Here is a 20,076-nt window from a genome sequence, read left to right as displayed (position 1 = left end):
CACCAGGAATCCGATGACCGACCAGGCAAGCGTACATCCTTTGAAGGGCCGTTTTCGCGGCTACTACCCCGTGGTGATCGACGTGGAAACCGCCGGTTTCAACGCCCAGGGCGATGCCCTGCTGGAGATCGCCGCCTGTACCCTCACCATGGATGAGGAAGGCTGGCTGAAGATCGATGACACCTTCCATTACCATGTGGAGCCCTTTGAGGGCGCCAACATCGAGGAGGCGGCCATCGCCTTCAACGGCATCGATCCCTTCAACCCCCTGCGGGGTGCGGTGAGCGAGAAGGAGGCCCTGGGGGGCATCTTCAAGGGGCTGCGCAAGGGGCTCAAGGAGACCGGCTGTCACAGGGCCATAGTGGTGGCGCACAACGCCGCCTTCGATCACGGCTTCCTGATGGCGGCGGCGGAGCGCGCCGGCCTAAAGCGCAACCCGTTCCACCCCTTTGCCACCTTCGACACCGCGGCCCTCTCCGGCCTGGCCCTGGGCCAGACGGTGCTGGCCAAGGCCTGTCAGGCGGCCGGCATCCCCTTCGACAACAAGGAGGCCCACTCCGCGCTGTACGATACCCAGCGAACCGCCGAGCTGTTCTGCTATATCGTCAACCGCTGGAAGGCCCTGGGGGGCTGGCCGCCTTGCGCCTGACCCCGCAACGAACCTAAACCAGTGCGAGCAGGCCTGCGGGCCTGTTCTTTTTTTGTCATGTGTAACCAAACGGAAGAACTAGCCAGATGAATCCCGTCGTCATCGCCGTCTGCCTGATGCTGCTGCTGAGCCTGCTGCGCATCAACGTGGTGATCTCCCTGACCCTGAGCGCCCTGGTGGGCGGTCTGGTGGGCGGTCTGTCCCTCACCGACACCCTGAACGCCTTCACCGAGGGGCTGGGTGGCGGCGCCACCATAGCCCTCTCCTACGCCATGCTGGGGGCCTTCGCCGTGGCCATCTCCCGCTCCGGCATCACGGATCTGCTGGCCCACAGCGTGATCCGCCAGCTGGGCGGCGACGCCACCGCCGGCCGCCTGCTGTGGGTCAAGAGCCTCCTGCTGATGGCCATTCTGGGGGTGAGCATCTCCTCCCAGAACCTGATCCCGGTGCACATCGCCTTCATCCCCATCCTGATCCCGCCCCTGCTGCACGTGATGGCGCAGATGAAGCTGGATCGCCGGCTGGTGGCCTGCGTGCTGACCTTCGGCCTCACCGCCACCTACATGATTTTGCCGGTGGGCTTTGGCGGCATCTTCCTGAACACCATTCTGGCCGCCAACCTGGCCAGCAACGGCGTCCAGGTGCATGGCGCCCAACTGCCCCTGGCCATGGCTATCCCGGTGGGGGGCATGGCGCTGGGCCTGCTGTGCGCCATCTTCATCAGCTACCGCAAGCCGCGGGAGTATGATCTGGCCCGCATCCTGGCCGCCGAGCCGGAGAAGCTGCACGTACAGCGCAGCCACGTGCTGGTGGCCCTGGTGGCCATCCTCGCCGCCCTGGGGCTGCAGCTGTACACCGACTCCATCATTCTGGGGGCCATGGTGGGCTTCATCATCTTCACCCTGGGGGGCGTGGTGCCCTTCAGGCAGAGCCAGGACACCTTCACCCAGGGGGTGAAGATGATGTCCCTCATCGGCTTCATCATGGTGGCGGCCGCCGGTTTCTCCGCGGTGATGAACGCCACCCACGGGGTGGAGAGCCTGGTGCAGGCGGTGGCCAGCTCGTTGATCGGCCATAAGGGGCTGGCGGCCTTTATCATGCTGCTGGTGGGCCTGCTCATCACCATGGGTATCGGCTCCTCCTTCTCCACCGTGCCCATCATCGCCACCATCTATGTGCCCCTGTGCCTGCAGCTGGGCTTCTCGCCCCTGGCCACCATAGCGCTCATCGGCACCGCCGGCGCCCTGGGGGATGCCGGTTCACCGGCCTCCGACTCCACCCTGGGCCCCACCGCAGGCCTCAATGCCGACGGCCAGCACGACCATATCTGGGACACAGTGGTGCCCACCTTCATCCACTACAATATTCCCTTGCTGATCTTCGGCTGGATTGCCAGCATGGTACTCTAATCGGCAACGCCCTTCGCCGGGGCGGCCCAGCGCCGCCCCGGCCACCTGTGGTAACCCTAGCCAGAGAGAATGCAAGCGATGAACAGACAAGGTGCCAGATTATCCACCGCCAGCCTGCTGGTGGCCCTGCTGTGCAGCGGCTGTGTGCCCTACTATTACCGCGATGGCGATGGCGGTCGCCAGGAGGTCTACGGCCATGACCGCATCTATCAGGAGGGGCATCGCCAGCAGCAGAACCCGCAGCGCCCTGGCGGCCAGCAACACCAACAGCAGAACCAGCAGCGCCCCCAGGGCGGCCAGCAACACCAGCAGCAGAATCAGCAGCGTCCCCAGGGCGGCCAGCAACACCAGCAGCAGAACCAGCAGCGCCCCCAGGGCGGCCAGCAACATCAGCAGCAGAACCAGCAGCGCCCCCAGGGCGGCCAGCAACAGCAGCAGCAGAACCAGCAGCGTCCCCAGGGTGGCCAGCAACACCAGCAGCAGAACCAGCAGCGCCCCCAGGGTGGCCAGCAACATCAGCAGCAGAACCAGCAGCGTCCTCAGGGTGGCCAGCAACACCAGCAGCAGAACCAGCAGCGTCCCCAGGGCAATAAGCTCCTGGTGACCCCCACGCCGGGCGCAAAGACGCCCTGTGCCCAGGGTAGCCAGAACTGTCAGGGCTAGCGGTTCCGGTGGCCAGCACAGCGCCGAGCTAGCGTGCTGGCCGTCGCCGCCCCGCCCCGGGGCGAACACCACTGGTAGTCACGACCAAAGTGAGGTAGCCTGCCCGGCCCCCATTTGTGCCCGGAGGCCATATGCATATCGGTTTTGACTACGGCACCTCCAACTGTGCCGTGGCCCTGATGGATCAGGGCCGGGTGCGGCGCCTGCCGCTCGAAGGCGGCGACAGCTACCTGCCCTCCACCCTGTTTGCCCCCCACCGCGAGGCCATCGCCGATCTGCTGCACGGCCTGTTGCCGGTGAGCCAGCAGGCGGCCTTCGCCCAGACCAGGCAACTGGCCATCGCCAAGGGCCGCCGGCTGCGGCCCCAGCTGGATGACGAAGGGCTGGAGTACGAGCTGCTGGTGGGCCGGGCCGCCACCGCCCGTTATCTCGAGGCCCCCGAAGAGGGCTACTACCTCAAGTCGCCCAAGTCCTTCCTGGGGGCCACCGGCCTCTCCGCCAGTCAGCTGGATCTGTTCTGCGATCTGGTAGCCGCCATGATGACCACCATCAAGTCCCGGGCCGAGACGGCTTTGGGCGCCGAAATCGAGCAGGCGGTCATAGGTCAGCCGGTGAACTTCCAGGGGTTGGGGGGTGAGGAGAGCAACCGTCAGGCGAGGGAGATCCTGCAGCGGGCGGCCCGGCTGGCGGGCTTTGCCGAGGTGAGCTTTCAGTTTGAGCCGGTGGCGGCGGGGCTGGAGTACGAGGCGAGCCTCAGTTCAGAGCAGTTGGTGCTGGTGCTGGACATCGGCGGCGGTACCACCGACTGCTCCTTGCTGCGCATGGGCCCGGATCGGGCACGACTCACCGACCGCAGCGCGGATCTGCTGGGCCACACCGGCGAGCGCATCGGCGGTAACGACTTCGACATCCGCCTGGCGGTGAACGGCCTGATGGGACTGTGCGGCATGGCCTCCCAGAACCAGCGGGGCCTGCCCATGCCGGCGCCCCTGTACTGGGACGCCATGTCCATCAACGACGTCCAGGCATTGGGGCGCTTTCATGCGCCGGAGACCGGCCGCCTGCTGCAGCAGCTGCGGCGGGAGGCCAAGGAACCGGCCTTGCTGGATCGCTTTATACGGGTGAGGGAGGAGAAGCTCAGCCACCAGCTGGTGTGGCAGAGCGAGCAGGCCAAGATAGGCCTGGCCCAGGCGGAGCAGGTGCAGCAGTTGATTGCGCTTGAGCGGCCGCCACTGCCGGTGGAGTTCAGCCGCCACCAACTGGCCCAGGTAAGCCTGCCGCTCTTGGAGAAGATCGGCCTGCTGGCGGATGAGGCCATGAAGCAGGCCGGGCGCCAACCCGATGCCCTGTTTGTCACCGGTGGCAGCGCCCATTCGCCGGTGATCCGCGCCTGGCTGCAACAGCGCTACCCGGATCTGCCGCTGGTGGAAGGGGATCACTTCGGCAGCGTCATCGCCGGCCTGGCCCGCTGGGCCGAGCGCTGCTACGGCTAACCGTTAACCCTGCCGATAGGTGCTAATGCAACCGGCCTGAGGCATGTCTCAGGCCCTGTCCCCGATCAGCGCATCCAGCAGAGCTTCCAGCTCCGCCACCGAGTCCACTACCGCATAGGCGTGACGAAAATCGCCGCCGGCGGTGAGGGGGTGGCGCACCAGGATGCAGCGCAGCCCCGCCGCCCGCGCCGCCGCCAGGCCGCGGGGCGAGTCCTCCACCGCCACGCAAGCCTCAGTGGGTAGACCAAGGTGAGCCAGCCCCTTGAGGTAGAGCTCGGGATCCGGCTTGCTGCGCTGACAATCCTCGGCGCTGAACACAAAGCCCAGCCGCTCTGCATAGCTCAGCCGGGCATGCACCTGATCGAAGTGCGTGCGGTAGGCGCTGGTCACCACCCCCATGCTGACCCGGCCCTGCAGCCGCGCCAGCAGATCCTCCATGCCGGGAATGGCCAGGCTGTCGGCCTGCTCCTCCAGCAGCTGGGCATAGAGCCGATTGCGCCGGGCCCGCAGCGCCGGGATCTGCGCCTCCCCCACCCCGAAGCCTGCCAGCCGATGCCAGGGCCCGCGGTCGTCCTGCAGGAACCAGTCGAAATACTCCTGGGGGCTCAGGCCCACGCCGTATTCCCCCAGCAGCCGACAGTTAGCCTCGTAAAACAGGTGTTCGGTGTTCACCAGCACCCCGTCGTTGTCCCACAGTATGCCCTTTAGCATGCCGCCTCCCAGCGCACCGTCAGCAGGGTCTGCTCCCCCTGCCACACCCGGCCGGTGAAGACACCGCCTTCCGGCACTACCCCCACGCCGGACGGGGTGCCGGTCATCAGCACATCGCCGTCCTGCAACGCCATGAAGCCCTGGGTCTCCGCCAGGATGGCCGTCGGCGAGTGGATCATCAGGGACTCTCGGCCGTGCTGCAGCCGCTCACCGTCAAGGCACAGCTCGTACTCCAGCTCCTGATGGGCATCGTAAGCCACGAAGGGCGACAGCAGGGCCGAGCCGTCGAAGGCCTTGGCCCGCTCCCAGGGCAGTCCCTTGGCCTTGAGATAGGACTGCAGTTGGCGCTTGGTGAGATCCAGCCCCAGGGCCACGGCGGCCAGCTTGCCGGCCTGATAGGCAAAGCACAGCTCCGCCTCGTAATGCAGCGGCTCGCCGCCATGGCTGGCCGCCAGCCGTTCGGTGAGGGCCGAGCCGGGCTTGCAGAACAGCACCATCTGCTCCGGCACCTCGTTGCCCAGCTCGGCAATATGGGCGACAAAGTTGCGCCCGACACACACCAGCTTGCCCAGGAGCAGGCGCTGCTGCCCCACTGTGATTGAATTCATCCCCTACCCCATGAAGTAACTTTTAAGCCCGGCCAGCACATTGGTGGCGGCGATGGCCGCCAGCAGCATGCCCATCACCCGGCTGACGATGCTGGCTCCCATGTCACCGATGAGCCGGGCTATGGGAGTGGCGAAACGCATCAAGAGAAACGTGGTGAAGATCACCAGCAGCATCAGCACGGCGGTGAGGGCCTGTTGGGCCAAGGAGTGGCTGGCGTTCTCGGTGAGCAGCACCACCGCCATCATGGCCCCCGGCGAGGCGATGGAGGGGGTGGCCAGGGGGAAAACGGCAGTCTCCTTCACCGAGCGCGCCATGCGCATCTCGCCCTCCGGCTTGCCTTCGCCGAAGATCATGGAGAGGGCAAACAGAAACAGAATGAGGCCACCTGCGATCTGAAACGCCACCAGTGGCACCCCCATGGCCCGCAGCAACACCTCACCGGCCACGATAAAGAACAGCAGTATGCCGCCGGCGGTCAGTGCCGCCACCCTGGCTATCTTGCGTCGCTCGGCGTCAGAGCAGCCCCGGGTGGAAGAGATAAACACCGGTAGGGTGCCGATAGGGTCGATGACGGCCCAGAGCAGGACCAGAGTGCTCAGGATCTCGGGATGGGACACAGGCAACTCCTCGCGGTGAATGGGTCGGCCAGGGCCGATGAAGCGTCACCTTACCATAGCTGCGCCAGATCACACTATGGCGGCCAACTCATTGAGTCGGCGATAAAAAAGGCGGCCTGATGGCGGCAATGCTGGTCAGTCAAGAAATACCCATGAATGGACGCCAGCGGCAGGCCATCCCCCATCTGACCTCCCCCTTGTTTAAGGGGAAGGAGCCGGCTTGGTTTTTACCTCAAACACCATGTTGTTGACACAGTTAAGGCGCCATTGGCGCCTTAACTGATGAGCCTTACGCCTTCCGGCGGCCTCTTCCTCAGTGGGCATAGCCCGTGATCTCGCCTATCCAACGGACCATGCCGGCAGGGTCCGTGTCGGCACAATGGCCCCCATCCCAGAACAGGGCCGCGTTGACCGCCTTGCCGCGGTTAGTCAGGCCAGTGGCCAGGTTCAGCATGACCGAGAGGTCATTGTTGTTGTCCCGACTGCCGTTACGCAGCCACCAGTGCCCCGCCATGCCCCGGTCCGGTTGGGAGAGGAAATAGTGAGGATTCATCATGGCGATGCGCTGTACCAGCGCAGGATCCAGCTGCACATCCTGCCGCCCCTTGGCCTGGCGCAGACCATAGAGGGTGAAGTGATTGGCCGGTGTGCTGGCATCGCCAAACAGTTGCGACTCCGGCGAGCTGAGCTTGGCATCATCAAAAGCCGGCACCCCCTTCATCCGGCTGCCGTGACTGACAAAGTCGGCGAAGCTGAAACTGGCCTGGCCATCCTGCCAGTGGATCCAGCGCTGCTTCGCCAGATAGGCCTTGCGCTGCGCCTCATCCAGCCCGGCCAGATAGGCCGTGGCGGAAGGTTGCAGGTAGTAGCGCAAGGCAAAGTCGCCATAGTTCTCCACACTCAGGGAGCCGACGTCCCCCGGCCCCTTGAGCCCCAAGGAGGCCAGGTAGGGGCCGAAGCCCGCCTTCAGCTCGGCAGATTGCCGGGCATCCACCTTCTTGCCGTTCACCGGCAAATCACCGAACTGCCACTCGTAGGAGAGATCCGCATGGTTGATATCGGCGATCGGGCTGTAACAGGCGCTGGCAAAGATATTATCCGGCGCATCCGCGGCCCCCAGGGCCTTGAGGTAGGGGGTGTAGAACGGGCTGTTGCCCGAGATGCCCAGCAAGGCGGACAAGGCCCCGCCAGCGCTGCAGCCGGCGGAGACGATCCACTCGGCATTCCCCGGCATGCTGGCATCGTTATGGCGCAGATAGCGCACCACCGCCTTGAGATCCACGATGGCTGCCGGCGCCTTGCCCACATACTGTCCCTTGGCATCCTGGTTATCCCACCCCCGCACCCCTGGGGTTACCACCACATAGCCCGCGGCCAGGGCCAGGTCGGCCTTGTCCCCGCCCATGCCGCCACCAGGTGCGACACCCTCTTGGCCAGGTGGCATGCCGGCCCCACCCGGCTGGCCATCCTTTGGCGGTTTACCCCCTTCTGGCGGTTTACCCCCTTCTGGCGGTTTACCTCCTTCTGGCGGTTTACCTTGCCCGGGAGGCTGATCACCCGGTTGGCCTGTCATGGCGGAGAAGTCCGGCATGCCACCCTTGGCATTGCTGACCGATCTATACCCCCCCACCTTGATGTTCAGCAGCATGGGGGCGCCGGTGGCATCGATGGCGGTCCCGTCGATGGCCTCCGGCACCCAGACATCCAGGCTCTGGTAGGCCAGATCCACGGGCTTCGCCACATAGGGGAGGTGTTCATACAGACGATAACTGACCTGATGGCTGCCGGTGGCCGTCTGTATTGTGCGGGTTTCCAGGCGGTACTGATCGGCGGCAAATGCCAGGGGATCGGACTGGGTGGCAGCCGTGGCCTGAACGGCACACAGAGCGGTGATCACGCAGGCCAGATGCCGGGCCTGGCGGGCAATGGGTTTCATCATAGGGGCTCTCCTTGGCCAGTTGCCAAGCATAGCGGCAGGCTGCCTGCCGGGGCAAAACGCAAGCCCTCATTGTGGCTGTAGACGGCACCGGTACAAGCCGGGCCCGGGTAAAGCTTGGCAAAAGCCAGTTGCCCAGCTGTGACAGGCCGTAAAAAAACAAGGCGGCCTAAGCCGTAATGCTGGTCAGTTAAGAAACCGAGTGTAGTGGTCAACTAAATCCGGACACTCTGTTAAGCCGATTTTCGGCTTCTGCTGGCGGGAGCCCATCGTTATGTTGATGGGGTCGCCGCCAGTTGTAGTAGTCCATCAGGTAGCAGCTGATGTCCCGTTTTGCTTCCTGGAGGTTCTGGTATCCCGTCTCAGGGATCCATTCTGTCTTTAAACTTCTGAATACCCGCTCCATGGGGGCGTTATCCCAGCAGTTGCCTCGTCGGCTCATGCTCTGGGTTATCCGATAACGCCACAGCCGTTGCCGAAATTTCCGACTGGCATACTGGCTACCCTGATCGCTGTGAAACAGCACTCCCGGCGGACAGCCTCGTTGCTGATAAGCCATATCCAGGGCTTTCACGGCCAAGTCGGCATCCGGCTTATCGGACAGCGCCCAACCAATCACCCGCCGAGTACAGAGATCGAGTACCACCGCCAAGTAATACCAGCGGCCACCGGCCCAGACGTAGGTGATATCACCGCACCAGGCGCGGTTTGGTTGCGCAACAGCAAACTCACGTGCCAATAAATTCGGGATGTCCGGTCGTTCACACTGCGCCGCTTTATAGGCATGAGAGCCGGGCTGCTTCGATACCAAACCCGCTTCCTTCATCAGGCTACGCACCTTGAATCGACCAATTTGGTGTCCCAACTCACGCAGCCTCAACATCAGGGTTCGGCTACCAGCAGAGCCCCGACTTTCCTTGAACAAGCGCCGCACTTCACTTCTGTGCTGCAGCCGTTCACGATTTACATGGCCCTTACGCGCCAAATACTCATAAAAAGATGAGCTTGCGATATCAAACACAGAACAGACCAGTTCGGTAGACTCATGCTCTCTTAATCGCTCGATCAGCGCGTACGTTCGAGATCGTCCGCCATCAAGAGAGCTGTAGCCTTTTTTAGGATCGCTTTTTCGCGTTCAAGTCGGTTGATCCGCGCCTCCAGCTCCTGGATTTTTTGCTGCTCTGGCGTCAGCGCCTTGCTGGCCGGTGTGGAACCATTCCGTTCGGATTGCAGCTGTTGAACCCATCGACGGAGTGCGGTTTCACCGACACCGAGTGAGCGGGAAGCATCGGGCACGGAATAGCCATGTTCGAGCACCAAGCTCGCCGCTTCGAGTTTGAACTCAGCAGTAAATGAACGACGTTGTCTTGTCATTGAACACCTCGGGTTACGGTGGCGACTTTACCACCTAAAATGGTGTCCGGGATGATTAGACCACTACAGAGATACTCATGAATGGCCGCCCGAGGCAAGCCATCCCCCTCCTAACCTCCCCCTTGGTAAGGGGGAGGAACGATGTTTCCCACCCCTTGTTCAAGGGGTGGGGTTGGCTTTTGCCTCAAAAAACCGTGTCGTTGATGCAGTTAAGGCGCCAACGGCGCCTTAACTGATGAGCATTACGGCCTAAGCCGCCTGTATTGCGAGACAGAACACTGGTGCCACTCAGGGCAGCAGGCCCAGCACGCCCCGGGTATAGTCGTGCACCCGGGCGGCCAGGGCGGCATTCTGGCTCAGATCCTGGCCATAGGAGGGCACCATCTGCTTGAGGCGTTCTTGCCACTGGGCGCCTTGCAGCTGGCGTGGGAAGCAGCGGGCCAGCAGATCCAGCATGGCCTTGACGCTGACAGAGGCTCCGGGCGAGGCCCCCAGCAGGGCGGCCAGGGAACCGTCGGCGGAGGCCACCAGCTCGGTGCCGAACTCCAGCTTGCCCCAGCGGCCCTCGTCGCGCTTGATCACCTGCACCCGCTTGCCGGCATGGGCCAGCTTCCACTCGTTGGCCTTGGCCTGGGGCAAAAAGCTGGCCAGGGCGGCGATCCGCTGGCTGTGGGTCTGCACCGCCTCCTTCATCAGGTAGCGGGTCAGCTCCAGGTTGCTGCTCCCCGCTCCCAGCAGGCTCTTGAGGTTATTGGGCCGCACCGACTTGATGAGATCCAGCCGCGAACCCTGGTTGAGAAAGCGGGTGGTGAAGCCGGCATAGGGGCCGAACAGCAGGCAGGACTCGCCGCCTATGATGCGGGTGTCCAGGTGAGGCACCGACATGGGCGGCGCCCCCACAGGCGCCAGGCTGTAGACCTTGGCATGGTGCTGTGCCATCAGGGCTGGATTCTGGCAGATGAGCCACTGGCCGCTCACCGGGAAGCCGCCGTAGCCCGCCGCCTCGGGGATGCCGGATTTTTGCAGCAGGCGCAGGGCGTTGCCGCCAGCCCCGAGAAACACGAAAGGACTCTCCACCTGACAGGTCTCACCGCTGGCACGGTTCACCGCCTTCACCCGCCAGGGCTGGCCATTACCGCCAAGACGCTTGAAGCCGCTGACCCGGGTCTGGGTCAGCAGGGTGAAGGGAGCATGGCGCTGCAGGTACTGCACCAGAATGCCGGTGAGGGCGCCGAAGTTCACATCGGCCCCCTGCTCCACCCGGGTGGCCGCCAGCGGCATGGCCGGATCCCGGCCGGCCAGCAAGAGCGGCATCCACTGGGCCAGCTGGGCAGGATCCTGGCTCCACTGCATGGTGTCGAACAGGTGATGGGCGTGCATCTTCTCGTAGCGGGCCCTGAGGAAGGCCACGTTGGCCTGGCCCCAGACGGCGCTCATGTGCGGCACCCGGTTGATGAAGGCCTTGGGGTCGATCTCAGCTTCACTCGTCACCAGATGGGACCAGAACTGCAAGGAGAGATCGAAGGCGGTGTTGATCTCGATGGCCCGGTTAATGGCCACCTGGCCGCCTGGGCCCTGGGGGGTGTAGTTGAGCTCGCAGTAACCGGCGTGACCGGTGCCGGCGTTGTGCAGGGCGGCAGAGCTTTCCTGGGCCACGTCGGCCAACTGCTCAATCATGCAAATATGCAAGGAGGGATCGAGGCGATGCAACAACATCGCCAGGGTGGCACTCATGATGCCCCCCCCTACCAGGGTGACATCCGCCTGCAGTGACGCCATTTTTCAACACATCCAGTGACAGCAAGAAAAGGCACAAATTATATACATTTTTGTGCCTTTTGCCTCCTGTTTTTATGCAGCGCAAAAACAATAGTTATGCATATAAATAGGTTTTTATGCAGATATATCGGTTGACACTGCATAGCTGCCGAGGCGACCCGGCAGCCAGGCCAAGTACTTAGGCGCGCACCAGCAGGGTACCGGCGATGATGTCGTGCAGCCCCTGCTTGCGGCGGGTGAAGGCCACCATCAGGAAGCCGATGCCCAAGGTGAGGGTGGAGACGATCTTGCCCCAGTAGCGGGCATTGGCCCGGCCAAAGCCGATGCGCTGACCCTGCTCGTCGGTGACCTTGATCCCCAACAGCTTCTTACCCAGAGAACCCTGCCAAGAAGAAGATTCCGGCAGCGTATACCAGAGCCACTGCACCAGCATGCCCACCAAGGCGCCGAGCAGGCCGCCCACGGCCTCGATGGCGTCACTGTCCGCCACCGCCGCCATGGCCACCCCCAGGATGAAGCCCATGGGCAAGGCCACCAAAAAGGAGACGATCTGGCTCAGGATGCCGTCGATCAGGGATGCCAACACCCGCCACCAGAAACCGGCATAGCGGGGTTCTACGGCCACCGGTGCGGATGCGGGAGCCGGCTCCAACGCCGGCGCCAGGGCAGGCTCCACCAGGCTAACGATGGGCGCGGCCTCGGCCAGCACAGCACGGGCCTCGCCACAGGCGGGGCAGAAATTGGCGGTGTCATTCAACGATTGACCGCAGCTTGAACAGAACATCCTCTCTCCTTGTTGAGCGGCTTGATGCGAAGCAAAAAAAGGTATGCAACTAGCGGGTGGCGGCGATGGACAGGATCAGGGCCCCCGCCCCCACCAGGGCGATGCCGAGCCAGGCCAGGGGCGTCGGTCGCTCCCCCAGGATCAGCACGGCAAAAAAGGCCACCAGCACCACGCTGAGCTTGTCGATGGAGGCCACCTGAGACGCCGGGCCCAGCTGCAGGGCGCGAAAATAACAGACCCAGGAGGCACCGGTGGCCAGGGCCGAGATGACGAGAAACAGCAAGGCCTTGCCTGGCAGCGCCAGGGGATTGGACCATTTGCCGGTGAGCAGCACGAAGGGGATCAGCAACGCAAACACCACGAAGGTGCGGATCAGGGTCGCCAGATCGCTGTTGATCTGGGCCACCCCCAGTTTGGTGAAGATAGCGGTGAGGGCGGCGAACACCGCCGCCAGCAGCGCCCAGATAAACCAGCTGGTAATCATAAGTTCCCTTTATTGTCTTAGCCGCGCTGTGCCCGTGCAGGACAGCGTCCTGGTTATCGATTGTCCCGTCAGCCTCTTCCGTCCCAGAGCAGGCATGGCGGCATGTCTAACACCATGCGAACAATAAGGAAAAATGGGCTCAGCCACAATGCCACCGGGGGCATAGCGGCAAAAAAATCAGCCGCTTATGGCTGGGCCCAGAGCAGATCCTCAGTGGCAAAGCCCAACTCGCGGGCCCGATTAACGAAGCGCGCCCGCAGCGCCTCGCTCACCTGGGGTGACCGGGCCAGCAGCCAGAGGTAATCATGGTTGGGGCCACTGACGAAGGCGTAGTCATACCCTGCTTGGTCCAGCTCGAACACCACATAGCTGCCATAGAAGGGGCCGAAGAAGGATACCTTGAGATAAGCCGTATCGGGCGCCTGCACGAAATAGGCCCGCCCCTCGGCCTGCCGCCAGCGGCCCGCTGCGGCGTCATACCCACGGTTGATGACCCGCACGCCGCCATCCTCCCCCAGGCTGTACTGGGCCGTCACCTGGCTCAGGCCGCGCTCGAAGCGGTGATCCAGCCGCGCCACCTCGTGCCAGGTCCCCAGATAGCGGGACAGCTCAAACCCCGATACCGGCGTCACCCCCTCCGGCATCCCCACACAGCCGGTGAGCGACCACAGGCACAGCAAACCACTCAACCACTTCATACGGCGCACTCCTACACAAGCGGCGTTATCCTTGGACCCGGCGGGCAAGCCCCGCCCTTGGCATCAACCAAGACCCGATGATCGCCACAGGCCCGACTAAAACACCATCACATGATCGATAAGCCACCCTTCGTCGGCGTGGACCAACACCAGCTCGGCCACATAGTCACCGGCGACGCGGCTGAACCCCTGTCGCCAGACAAAGGCCACCGAGTCCGGCCGCCGAAACAGGGCGACCGGCGACCGCTGGGTAAAAAAGCCTTTCTCCTGCTGATACTGGCGGCAGACCTGCTGCAGATATTCTGGCGTCACCAGGTTTTTCAGGCGGGGGGTAAAATCGCGGGTGTGCCCGGCATGATCGATGGCCGTCGAGGCCGCCATCAGATTGTCCATCATGGCATCGGCCAGGGTCCACAGCTCGGTGTCGGTCATGTCATCCAGGTGCATAGTGTCCTCGTATATCTCTCGTGATGAGGCATTGTGTTGCAATCCTCGGGGCCAGGCTAAATGGATGAGATGGCGCCCTGCTTGGTCAGCCGCACCCCATCCACCACCATCTGCCAGTGACCGTCCACCACATGGGGCGGCTCCGTCACCACGAAGGTGGTGGTGAAGGGCCAGGCCCCCACCTCAAAGTCATCCCCTTCGAAGGCGCGCAACGGGGCATTGATAGAGACGGCGCCACCCTTTTTCAAGCGCTTATAGGCGACAATGCCATCGCTCAGGATCAGCAGCGTCATCTGCGAACTGCGCCACTCCCCCACATAGTCCCATTTCTCCTTCGGCAGTGGCTTGCTGCAAGCCGCCAGCAGCAGCAACAGCGCCCAGCCCCAGTTTCTCATCCCTTGATCCTTACTTCTTGTTCCCGGCCCCATGACCTCAGGCCCGAATAAACGCGTACCGGCTGCACACTGGCAGCCGGTACGCACACTTGATACACAGGAACGCCGACTAGCCGTTGCCCCCCTGGCGACAGCTGGACAAGATGGCGGTGATGATGAGACCGATACCTATGCCCGCCACCAGCGAACCCACGAAGGCCAAGGCGGAAAGTGGCAGTACGATCAGCCCAACCCCCAGGCCAAGCAGAACACCCCCGCCAATGGCCCAGGTGGACCGATCCGAGATGGAACAGCAAGTGTTCATAAGTGCCTCCTCGATAACCCATGGCGTGGTGACTTAAGTATAGTGAGCACAGGCACCATGACTCATCGCGCTAGAAATTGATCGATTAGATCGGAGAGTTGCTCGTTCAGCGACTCTTCAAGTTCATCTATATCAATCGCTCTAAAGGATAACAATTGTTTGGCCATGTCTCGGGATAGATTTCGCCCCGTGTATTGATACTGGATCTCCGGCAGAGATTTATCGTGCCGCGGCACAAAGAACCAATCGACCGGTTCGTCCAGAACACGGTTGAACGCTTCATTTGCAAAGGCGCAGAAGTCTTCAATAAAAAACTTCCCATCAGGGCCTAGACACCCGGGTTCCACACGACAGAGAACTGAGAGATGAATCTTGTTATTGCTAAAATCGTTAGTGTTTGGCATTTTCACTCATCATGTGTGAGAGCATGTTAATAAGTATAGTGGAAAACATCACCTGAATTTATTCAACATGATCCTGCGCCAGTAAATCTGGCTATCAACCACCCTCATGAACACATAAAATCCAAGTTGCAACCCGTAAAATTATGTTCACCTCAGAGGGCGAAGCGAGCGGCTTAAACTATTTGTAATGCATTTCAAATTAAAAACGAGCCCACCCAGCAAACAATAAAAATCAATGGTGGTAACGCGATGGTTAATTTAGCCTGTTTTGATTGAATGCACCGACCAGATAAAATAAGGATAAAAGTTGAAATCCAGCAGATGGCTAGGCAGTTGATGGAAATGCCCGCCAAATGGTTTAGATGGCTCCACTCTTCAACATTACCAATTCCCGACTTATCCATGGCTTGCTCTGCTTGCCAATTAAAAACGAGAAAGGAGCCAATCAACAACACTTGAATCAGCAATGATAAGTTGAGCATTTTACTCATTGATTAACTGCAGAACGCCCGACCCAGCGGCGAGATAGAACGGGCGGTAAATTTGCGCCAGAAAATTTTATGACAACCTTAGTTGAGTCCAACTGTCGCGGTTTGTTATGCGCCATTTAGCATGTCCCGCGCTTCACTATCACTTAGTTCTTTACCTATATGCAATATAACTTTAATGGCTCCGGCGCCTAAAGCTAGCTCGCGAAATATGCGTTCTACTACTTCTGACAAACCGCCATCGCCCATTTCCATAGGCTGGATGACTACCTTAGAACGTTTTTTGAATAGTGACTTTGGCTGTATTTCTTTTGTTAATTTTAATAACACAGGCTCAGCCGCCGAAAACTGACCCACCAAAAGCCGATCTGTAGTAAATGGTTCTTGAGTATTTGAGCTTTCCCACCCACTTCCCGTGGACAAATTTTTAGCCTCAAATCTATTTCTTCTGACCTTTACATATACATCAGTTGTAAATAGTTCTTTAATCATCCATTCAATCCTAGTGGCGCATATCGCGAAGCACAGCTGCAGAGCACTGGCGCGTCATATGCTCTGCAAAATGCATGACATTGCCAGGTCAATTGCTGCGCTTTGTTATGTTTACTAGTTCTGTTGCGCCCCAAAAACCTTTACTCTTTTTCTGGAGACACCAACCTCTGCGCTGCAATTCTTTAGCTATAAAACTATTTATTAGTCCATGGCCAAATACGGTTATATCACCGTTTTTCTGAACTTGTTCTAAAAGTAAATCAACCGCTGATAATACTCTATGGCGACCAACTCTAAATGATTCACTCCTACCCGACACGCCTAAAAACCAACAAAGTCTCGAAATGACAAGCCAATTGTCAACTGATATAGAAGAAGGTAATTTCAACCTTGGAATATCCATTCCCCTCAGTTCCCTCAGTACCAAATCTGGCGCTTTGCCTGAGCATAACTCAGCAGAGTGTTTCGCTCGATTTAAATCACTTGAAATTGTATAACTTCCGATGGTTTTCTTTCGTAAATATTCCGATGGTAGGCTACTAGAATGAACTAATGAATGATTATATTTTCTAACCCATCTGGCAAAACCAACCGCATCAACTATTGAATTATCGCTTGCTGTTGGCTTCCCATGCCTTACTAATATTATTTTCAAACAAACTCCATAGCGTGGTGTAAACATAACATCGAAGGTAAGTGGCGCTGCGCAGCCCTTTATCGCGCAGCGTCCAGCGACCGAAGGGAGCGGCCTTGACCGCAGTGTTAGGGGGCATAACCGCCCCTTGCTTGCTAGCGGTACTTTCGCCAGAGAATGAAAGCCAGAACGGACGACCAGAATAGCCACCACGCTACGGCGGACACAATTACTCCGAAAATAGTTGCCATCGGCCACCCATCGGACGAGCTTTGAAGGGTAGGCAACCCCCAGTCTTCCAAGATAGAGAGTCCAATGATTGTGGAAAACCAAAACACGATGCCCAGAAAAGAGATAAAGCGCGCGAGCAAGTATTCGAGCAGCAGTGCCGCGCCACCGCCGATGAATGAGATGAAAAGCAAGCGCACCGTGGGCATGATCTGCACCCTAACTTTTACTTAAATGACGGCACGTAGTGCCGTCCAGTTTCAAGTTTTTGTTAGCTAGTTTGTTTGAATGTCCGTGATGATATTTAATTTGCCATCATTAAAACCAACTAGTTCAGAACCTGAAATGAAGCGTTCAAGAAAAGAAAATACGTCTTGAATTGGGTTGGACCATTTATTTGAAATTTGTTGTACAAAAAAGTCAAATTCATCAGAAACTGATGGATATTTTCTATGTGGGCCATTCATAAACAACCAATTTAAACAACTCAACACTTTTAAATAATCATCTAATATAAAATGAGAACGTTCAAACATCAAGTGGACTCGAGGGATGCCATTGAAGTTTGATTCTTCGAAATAAATTAATTTTTGTTTCCCATCAACAACACCTATGCCGAATACGCACAATTCATCTTTTTTGCTCCAATAACGGGCACTTCTGAAGTGTGAACCATATATACCTTCTACTTCACCAAAAATGCCAACAGGAGAATGTTGTATTGAACTATCAAGAATTAAACATAAATCAGAATAATAAATCAAATCGTGAGAATTCATATCTCTTGCTGTGAATGGAAAAACATCAGCAAATCTGTTATTTAAGTCGTCACTTAGAGATGAATCTATGCCAGAAACATGAAAGGAGAACAAATCAAGATCTTTATTAAAACACACACCATAAAGGTCTTCTAATCTCTCTATTAGTTCAATAATTATATGAGATCCTACTTTTTGGTTGAATAAGCAAGTTATAAAATATTGAAATCCCCAGTTTTTTATATATGATTCAATATATTCAAAAAAATTTATTGGTAAATTCCCTCGCAATAAACTTAATGACCATATTGGAAATTCCTGGAATCTACGTGGTGACCATTTTAAGTTTTTATGACAATCCATGCATTTTAGAATGCTATAAAAATGAGTGGCCCAGTAAGATTTATGTTCCGGGATGATGATGGGGCTGAGTGGCTCAATAATGCTTCTTTTTTTACTTCTCATGTGTGCTAACTCAACTATTAGCTAACGCCGCCAACAGCGGCCGAGTGAAACGAGGTCCAGCGCACGCAGTGCGCGCTGCTGTTTGGCCTTGTTATGTGCTTAAAACTCGATGCCATCAATTCCGCCTTGGCACTTTGGACATTTACGCTGAAAAATATCAGTGCCATTTGCACCGTAAACATGGCCACAATTTGGATTTAGGCACTCAAGCTTGTAAGAGACTTGCCCATGATCAGTACCACTGACACCACGTGAACCATGATTTTTTTGGTTGTTACGATTCACATATCCAATTTTAGTCGTAACTGTGCCACCACTTTTCCACATGTTTGAATCCTCCAAGGCACATAACGCAGCACTCTGCGGCAAATTTGGAGCGCAGTGAAAAATTTGTCCAACAGCAGCGTCTTGTTAGATGATTTATGCTGCAGCGACATCACAATGAATTTCAATAACTCCAATTAGTTTTCTGCTCTCTACATGCCATTCTTTAACTCTAGCTACTGTGATTCGAGTATCCTGACCGTGTGCAATATTGTGCCTGTTGGAAACAATACTATTTACAGCGTCTTTAATTTGACCTTGTGAAAAATCTTCTAATTCTCTAGCCCACTGATCATCGAATGTTTTTGCTAAATCAATAATTTTCTCAACCTTTGCATTCTGAAAACTTCCAAGCTTTTTACCTACAAACTTGCTTATCTGTGGTGATGACCTTTTATGTACATAATCGCTGTAAAGTAGCCTTACTGACTTTTCTACATATCCACTACAGAGAACACAAAGATACTTAGCCCAGTGCGCCTGCATCTCAAAGTCATTAATATTCTCTACAGTTTGAAAAAGATGATCTAACTTACTTTCGTATTGAACAACCTCACGAAGCCTCATTATCAAACCTCCTCAAAGGCTTGTTTTGAAATCTCTATACGTGTGCGTAAGTTTGATGACGAAGCTGTGCTACTGGAAGAGACAACCTTAAACTGTTCATCATCAAGTAATTGTTCATAAATAAGCTTAACCTTTTCAAGATCATTTATTTTTCCACGCTCTAGTCGTTTGGCAAGACCAAATGTTATTGCATCAAATATTGCAGCGTTAAAGTTTTTCGATGGCCTAAATAGCTTTTCACCAATCGCAGACTTCAATACTTTTAAAGTTTCTATGAATAGATCCTTAGCATTCATTACATCAAATTGATCCAGCTTCCTATTCATGCCCATAAATCGATTTAAAAATGACTTCATTGGTGGGCTATAGTTTTCTGAATCAAAATAAAGCGCGAAGAACCTGAGAATCAATTCTTGATCTTTATATCTCAAACTTTGTGGGCCATAGATTGATCTCCACAATTCTAGCTCATTTATATCAGACAGGAGTCTCTGAAACTCACCAGGGTACATGCAATTTCTGATTTCCTGAGGCTCTAACTCTTTTCCACCAGTGTTTAGCCTTTCAAAAATATGGAAGATACTTGAGTTTTCGTAATTTTGATTATCTTGCCTGATAATGGTTGCATGAATTATCGAGTCCATTAACCGATATTTGTATTCTTCAGGCAAATCAGAATATTTCATGCCATTAAATATCGCGCCAATACCACTTAACTTAAAATCACCAGTAACATAGTAGTAAATACTCAGCAATCTTTGTTGACCATCAATTATCATGTGTCGGCCGTCAAAATCTTTTGCCAAGAAAACTCCAGGCACAGGAAGACCTAAAAGCAAAGATTCGATAAACCTTGACGCTTCTGCATTCTTCCATATGTATTTTCTCTGAAAGTCTGGAACATACACCTCCCCAGCTTCAATTCTTCTCACGATTGACTCAACAGGGAAATCTGCACCATATGAGGTTATCGTTTCACTAAATGGAACGACAGAATCGATGTCATCATCGAAACCATCAATAAACTCTTCCGTTTGATATTTTTTACTCATGATTACCTAATCTTTGATAAATGTTCGGTCATCTAACAATTTATTATGCGGCGAAATGCCATCTATCCACGGGCCTTGCGCCGCCTAGTTCCATTCTGCCAAGGGCTGTGCCCTGGCAACCTGTTGTTGTATCAACAAAAAGCATGCCATGTTTCTGGCTTTGGTGGATAGGTGGCAAATTTGCCACCTATCCTGCCGCGGAATACGCAGCCCACTATCCGATTTGCCCGCTGACTAGTCGCCTGTGCGAAGGCAGGCTACCGCCCCGAGCTTGCAGCTGCCCCAGGCTGATCCCTTACCTGTCTTAACATC

At 56.9% G+C, this 20,076-nt stretch carries 25 protein-coding genes; 4 read left to right on the top strand and 21 right to left on the bottom strand.

What is annotated here, in order from left to right:
- Positions 1-13: 13 nt before the first annotated feature.
- From rnt to yegD, 4 genes are all read left to right on the top strand, one after another.
- Positions 14-649, top strand: coding sequence for a ribonuclease T (rnt, locus tag ABHF91_RS07125; protein WP_409422761.1), 636 nt, complete (start codon positions 14-16; stop codon positions 647-649).
- Positions 650-735: 86 nt separating this feature from the next.
- Complete coding sequence (locus ABHF91_RS07120; RefSeq protein ID WP_409422760.1) at positions 736-2,058, top strand: Na+/H+ antiporter family protein; 1,323 nt, start codon at positions 736-738, stop codon at positions 2,056-2,058.
- 78 nt (positions 2,059-2,136) lie between these two features.
- Positions 2,137-2,721, top strand: a complete 585-nt coding sequence (locus tag ABHF91_RS07115; RefSeq protein WP_409422759.1) for a hypothetical protein — start codon at positions 2,137-2,139, stop codon at positions 2,719-2,721.
- Positions 2,722-2,852: 131 nt separating this feature from the next.
- On the top strand, positions 2,853-4,214 hold the full coding sequence (gene yegD, locus ABHF91_RS07110; RefSeq protein WP_409422758.1) for a molecular chaperone: 1,362 nt from the start codon (positions 2,853-2,855) through the stop codon (positions 4,212-4,214).
- 48 nt (positions 4,215-4,262) lie between these two features.
- On the opposite strand, the gene ABHF91_RS07105 is transcribed toward yegD, so the two are convergent.
- The 21 genes from ABHF91_RS07105 to ABHF91_RS07005 all read right to left on the bottom strand — a co-directional run bounded on the left by ABHF91_RS07105 (position 4,263) and on the right by ABHF91_RS07005 (position 19,764).
- A complete protein-coding gene (locus ABHF91_RS07105) occupies positions 4,263-4,925 on the bottom strand; it encodes an HAD family hydrolase (RefSeq protein ID WP_409422757.1) in 663 nt (220 codons plus the stop codon).
- The gene (locus ABHF91_RS07100) at positions 4,919-5,533 is read right to left on the bottom strand and encodes a fumarylacetoacetate hydrolase family protein (protein WP_409422756.1); all 615 of its coding nucleotides are present in this window, start codon (positions 5,531-5,533) and stop codon (positions 4,919-4,921) included. Before ABHF91_RS07100 ends, ABHF91_RS07105 begins: the two co-directional genes overlap by 7 nt.
- Positions 5,534-5,536: 3 nt before the next feature.
- A complete protein-coding gene (locus tag ABHF91_RS07095; RefSeq protein ID WP_409422755.1) occupies positions 5,537-6,151 on the bottom strand; it encodes a MarC family protein in 615 nt (204 codons plus the stop codon).
- A 313-nt stretch (positions 6,152-6,464) separates the two neighbouring features.
- Positions 6,465-8,090, bottom strand: a complete 1,626-nt coding sequence (locus tag ABHF91_RS07090) for a subtype B tannase (RefSeq protein ID WP_409422754.1) — start codon at positions 8,088-8,090, stop codon at positions 6,465-6,467.
- A gap of 208 nt (positions 8,091-8,298) precedes the next feature.
- Positions 8,299-9,461, bottom strand: a protein-coding gene (locus tag ABHF91_RS07085; RefSeq protein ID WP_409422737.1) for an IS3 family transposase whose coding sequence is annotated in 2 segments (ribosomal slippage) — positions 8,299-9,206 and positions 9,206-9,461 — 1,164 coding nt in all. Because the reading frame shifts where the segments join, the coding sequence is not laid out codon by codon here.
- A 288-nt stretch (positions 9,462-9,749) separates the two neighbouring features.
- On the bottom strand, positions 9,750-11,240 hold the full coding sequence (gene mqo, locus ABHF91_RS07080) for a malate dehydrogenase (quinone) (protein ID WP_409422753.1): 1,491 nt from the start codon (positions 11,238-11,240) through the stop codon (positions 9,750-9,752).
- Between the two features lie 178 nt (positions 11,241-11,418).
- Positions 11,419-12,024, bottom strand: coding sequence for an RDD family protein (locus tag ABHF91_RS07075; RefSeq protein WP_409422752.1), 606 nt, complete (start codon positions 12,022-12,024; stop codon positions 11,419-11,421).
- 49 nt (positions 12,025-12,073) lie between these two features.
- On the bottom strand, positions 12,074-12,508 hold the full coding sequence (locus tag ABHF91_RS07070) for an EamA family transporter (protein WP_409422751.1): 435 nt from the start codon (positions 12,506-12,508) through the stop codon (positions 12,074-12,076).
- A 185-nt stretch (positions 12,509-12,693) separates the two neighbouring features.
- Entirely contained in the window at positions 12,694-13,206 is a 513-nt protein-coding gene (locus tag ABHF91_RS07065; RefSeq protein ID WP_409422750.1) for a lipocalin family protein, read from the bottom strand.
- Positions 13,207-13,302: 96 nt separating this feature from the next.
- Positions 13,303-13,653 (bottom strand): hypothetical protein, encoded by a 351-nt coding sequence (locus ABHF91_RS07060; RefSeq protein WP_409422749.1) that lies wholly within the window; start codon positions 13,651-13,653, stop codon positions 13,303-13,305.
- A gap of 56 nt (positions 13,654-13,709) precedes the next feature.
- Positions 13,710-14,048: a hypothetical protein gene (locus ABHF91_RS07055; RefSeq protein WP_409422748.1), complete on the bottom strand. Its 339-nt coding sequence runs from the start codon at positions 14,046-14,048 to the stop codon at positions 13,710-13,712.
- Positions 14,049-14,157: 109 nt separating this feature from the next.
- Entirely contained in the window at positions 14,158-14,352 is a 195-nt protein-coding gene (locus ABHF91_RS07050; protein ID WP_409422747.1) for a hypothetical protein, read from the bottom strand.
- Positions 14,353-14,414: 62 nt separating this feature from the next.
- Positions 14,415-14,756 (bottom strand): hypothetical protein, encoded by a 342-nt coding sequence (locus tag ABHF91_RS07045; RefSeq protein ID WP_409422746.1) that lies wholly within the window; start codon positions 14,754-14,756, stop codon positions 14,415-14,417.
- A 194-nt stretch (positions 14,757-14,950) separates the two neighbouring features.
- Positions 14,951-15,247, bottom strand: a complete 297-nt coding sequence (locus ABHF91_RS07040; protein ID WP_409422745.1) for a hypothetical protein — start codon at positions 15,245-15,247, stop codon at positions 14,951-14,953.
- A 105-nt stretch (positions 15,248-15,352) separates the two neighbouring features.
- Positions 15,353-15,736, bottom strand: coding sequence for a hypothetical protein (locus tag ABHF91_RS07035; RefSeq protein WP_409422744.1), 384 nt, complete (start codon positions 15,734-15,736; stop codon positions 15,353-15,355).
- An 88-nt stretch (positions 15,737-15,824) separates the two neighbouring features.
- Positions 15,825-16,391: a hypothetical protein gene (locus tag ABHF91_RS07030; RefSeq protein WP_409422743.1), complete on the bottom strand. Its 567-nt coding sequence runs from the start codon at positions 16,389-16,391 to the stop codon at positions 15,825-15,827.
- A 134-nt stretch (positions 16,392-16,525) separates the two neighbouring features.
- A complete protein-coding gene (locus ABHF91_RS07025) occupies positions 16,526-16,807 on the bottom strand; it encodes a hypothetical protein (RefSeq protein WP_409422742.1) in 282 nt (93 codons plus the stop codon).
- Between the two features lie 66 nt (positions 16,808-16,873).
- On the bottom strand, positions 16,874-17,821 hold the full coding sequence (locus tag ABHF91_RS07020; RefSeq protein WP_409422741.1) for a hypothetical protein: 948 nt from the start codon (positions 17,819-17,821) through the stop codon (positions 16,874-16,876).
- 99 nt (positions 17,822-17,920) lie between these two features.
- Positions 17,921-18,148 (bottom strand): hypothetical protein, encoded by a 228-nt coding sequence (locus ABHF91_RS07015; protein ID WP_409422740.1) that lies wholly within the window; start codon positions 18,146-18,148, stop codon positions 17,921-17,923.
- A 93-nt stretch (positions 18,149-18,241) separates the two neighbouring features.
- Positions 18,242-18,712 carry a HEPN domain-containing protein gene (locus ABHF91_RS07010; protein WP_409422739.1) on the bottom strand — a complete coding sequence of 157 codons (471 nt, stop codon included), beginning with the start codon at positions 18,710-18,712 and terminating at the stop codon, positions 18,242-18,244.
- A 2-nt stretch (positions 18,713-18,714) separates the two neighbouring features.
- Positions 18,715-19,764, bottom strand: coding sequence for a DUF262 domain-containing protein (locus ABHF91_RS07005; RefSeq protein WP_409422738.1), 1,050 nt, complete (start codon positions 19,762-19,764; stop codon positions 18,715-18,717).
- Positions 19,765-20,076: the final 312 nt, after the last annotated feature.

It is taken from the genome of Pseudaeromonas aegiceratis, from assembly GCF_046254905.1.
In the GTDB taxonomy this organism is placed as follows: domain Bacteria; phylum Pseudomonadota; class Gammaproteobacteria; order Enterobacterales; family Aeromonadaceae; genus Pseudaeromonas; species Pseudaeromonas aegiceratis.
Note: the sequence above shows the minus strand (reverse complement) of the source record. Positions and strands in the feature narration are given on the sequence as shown.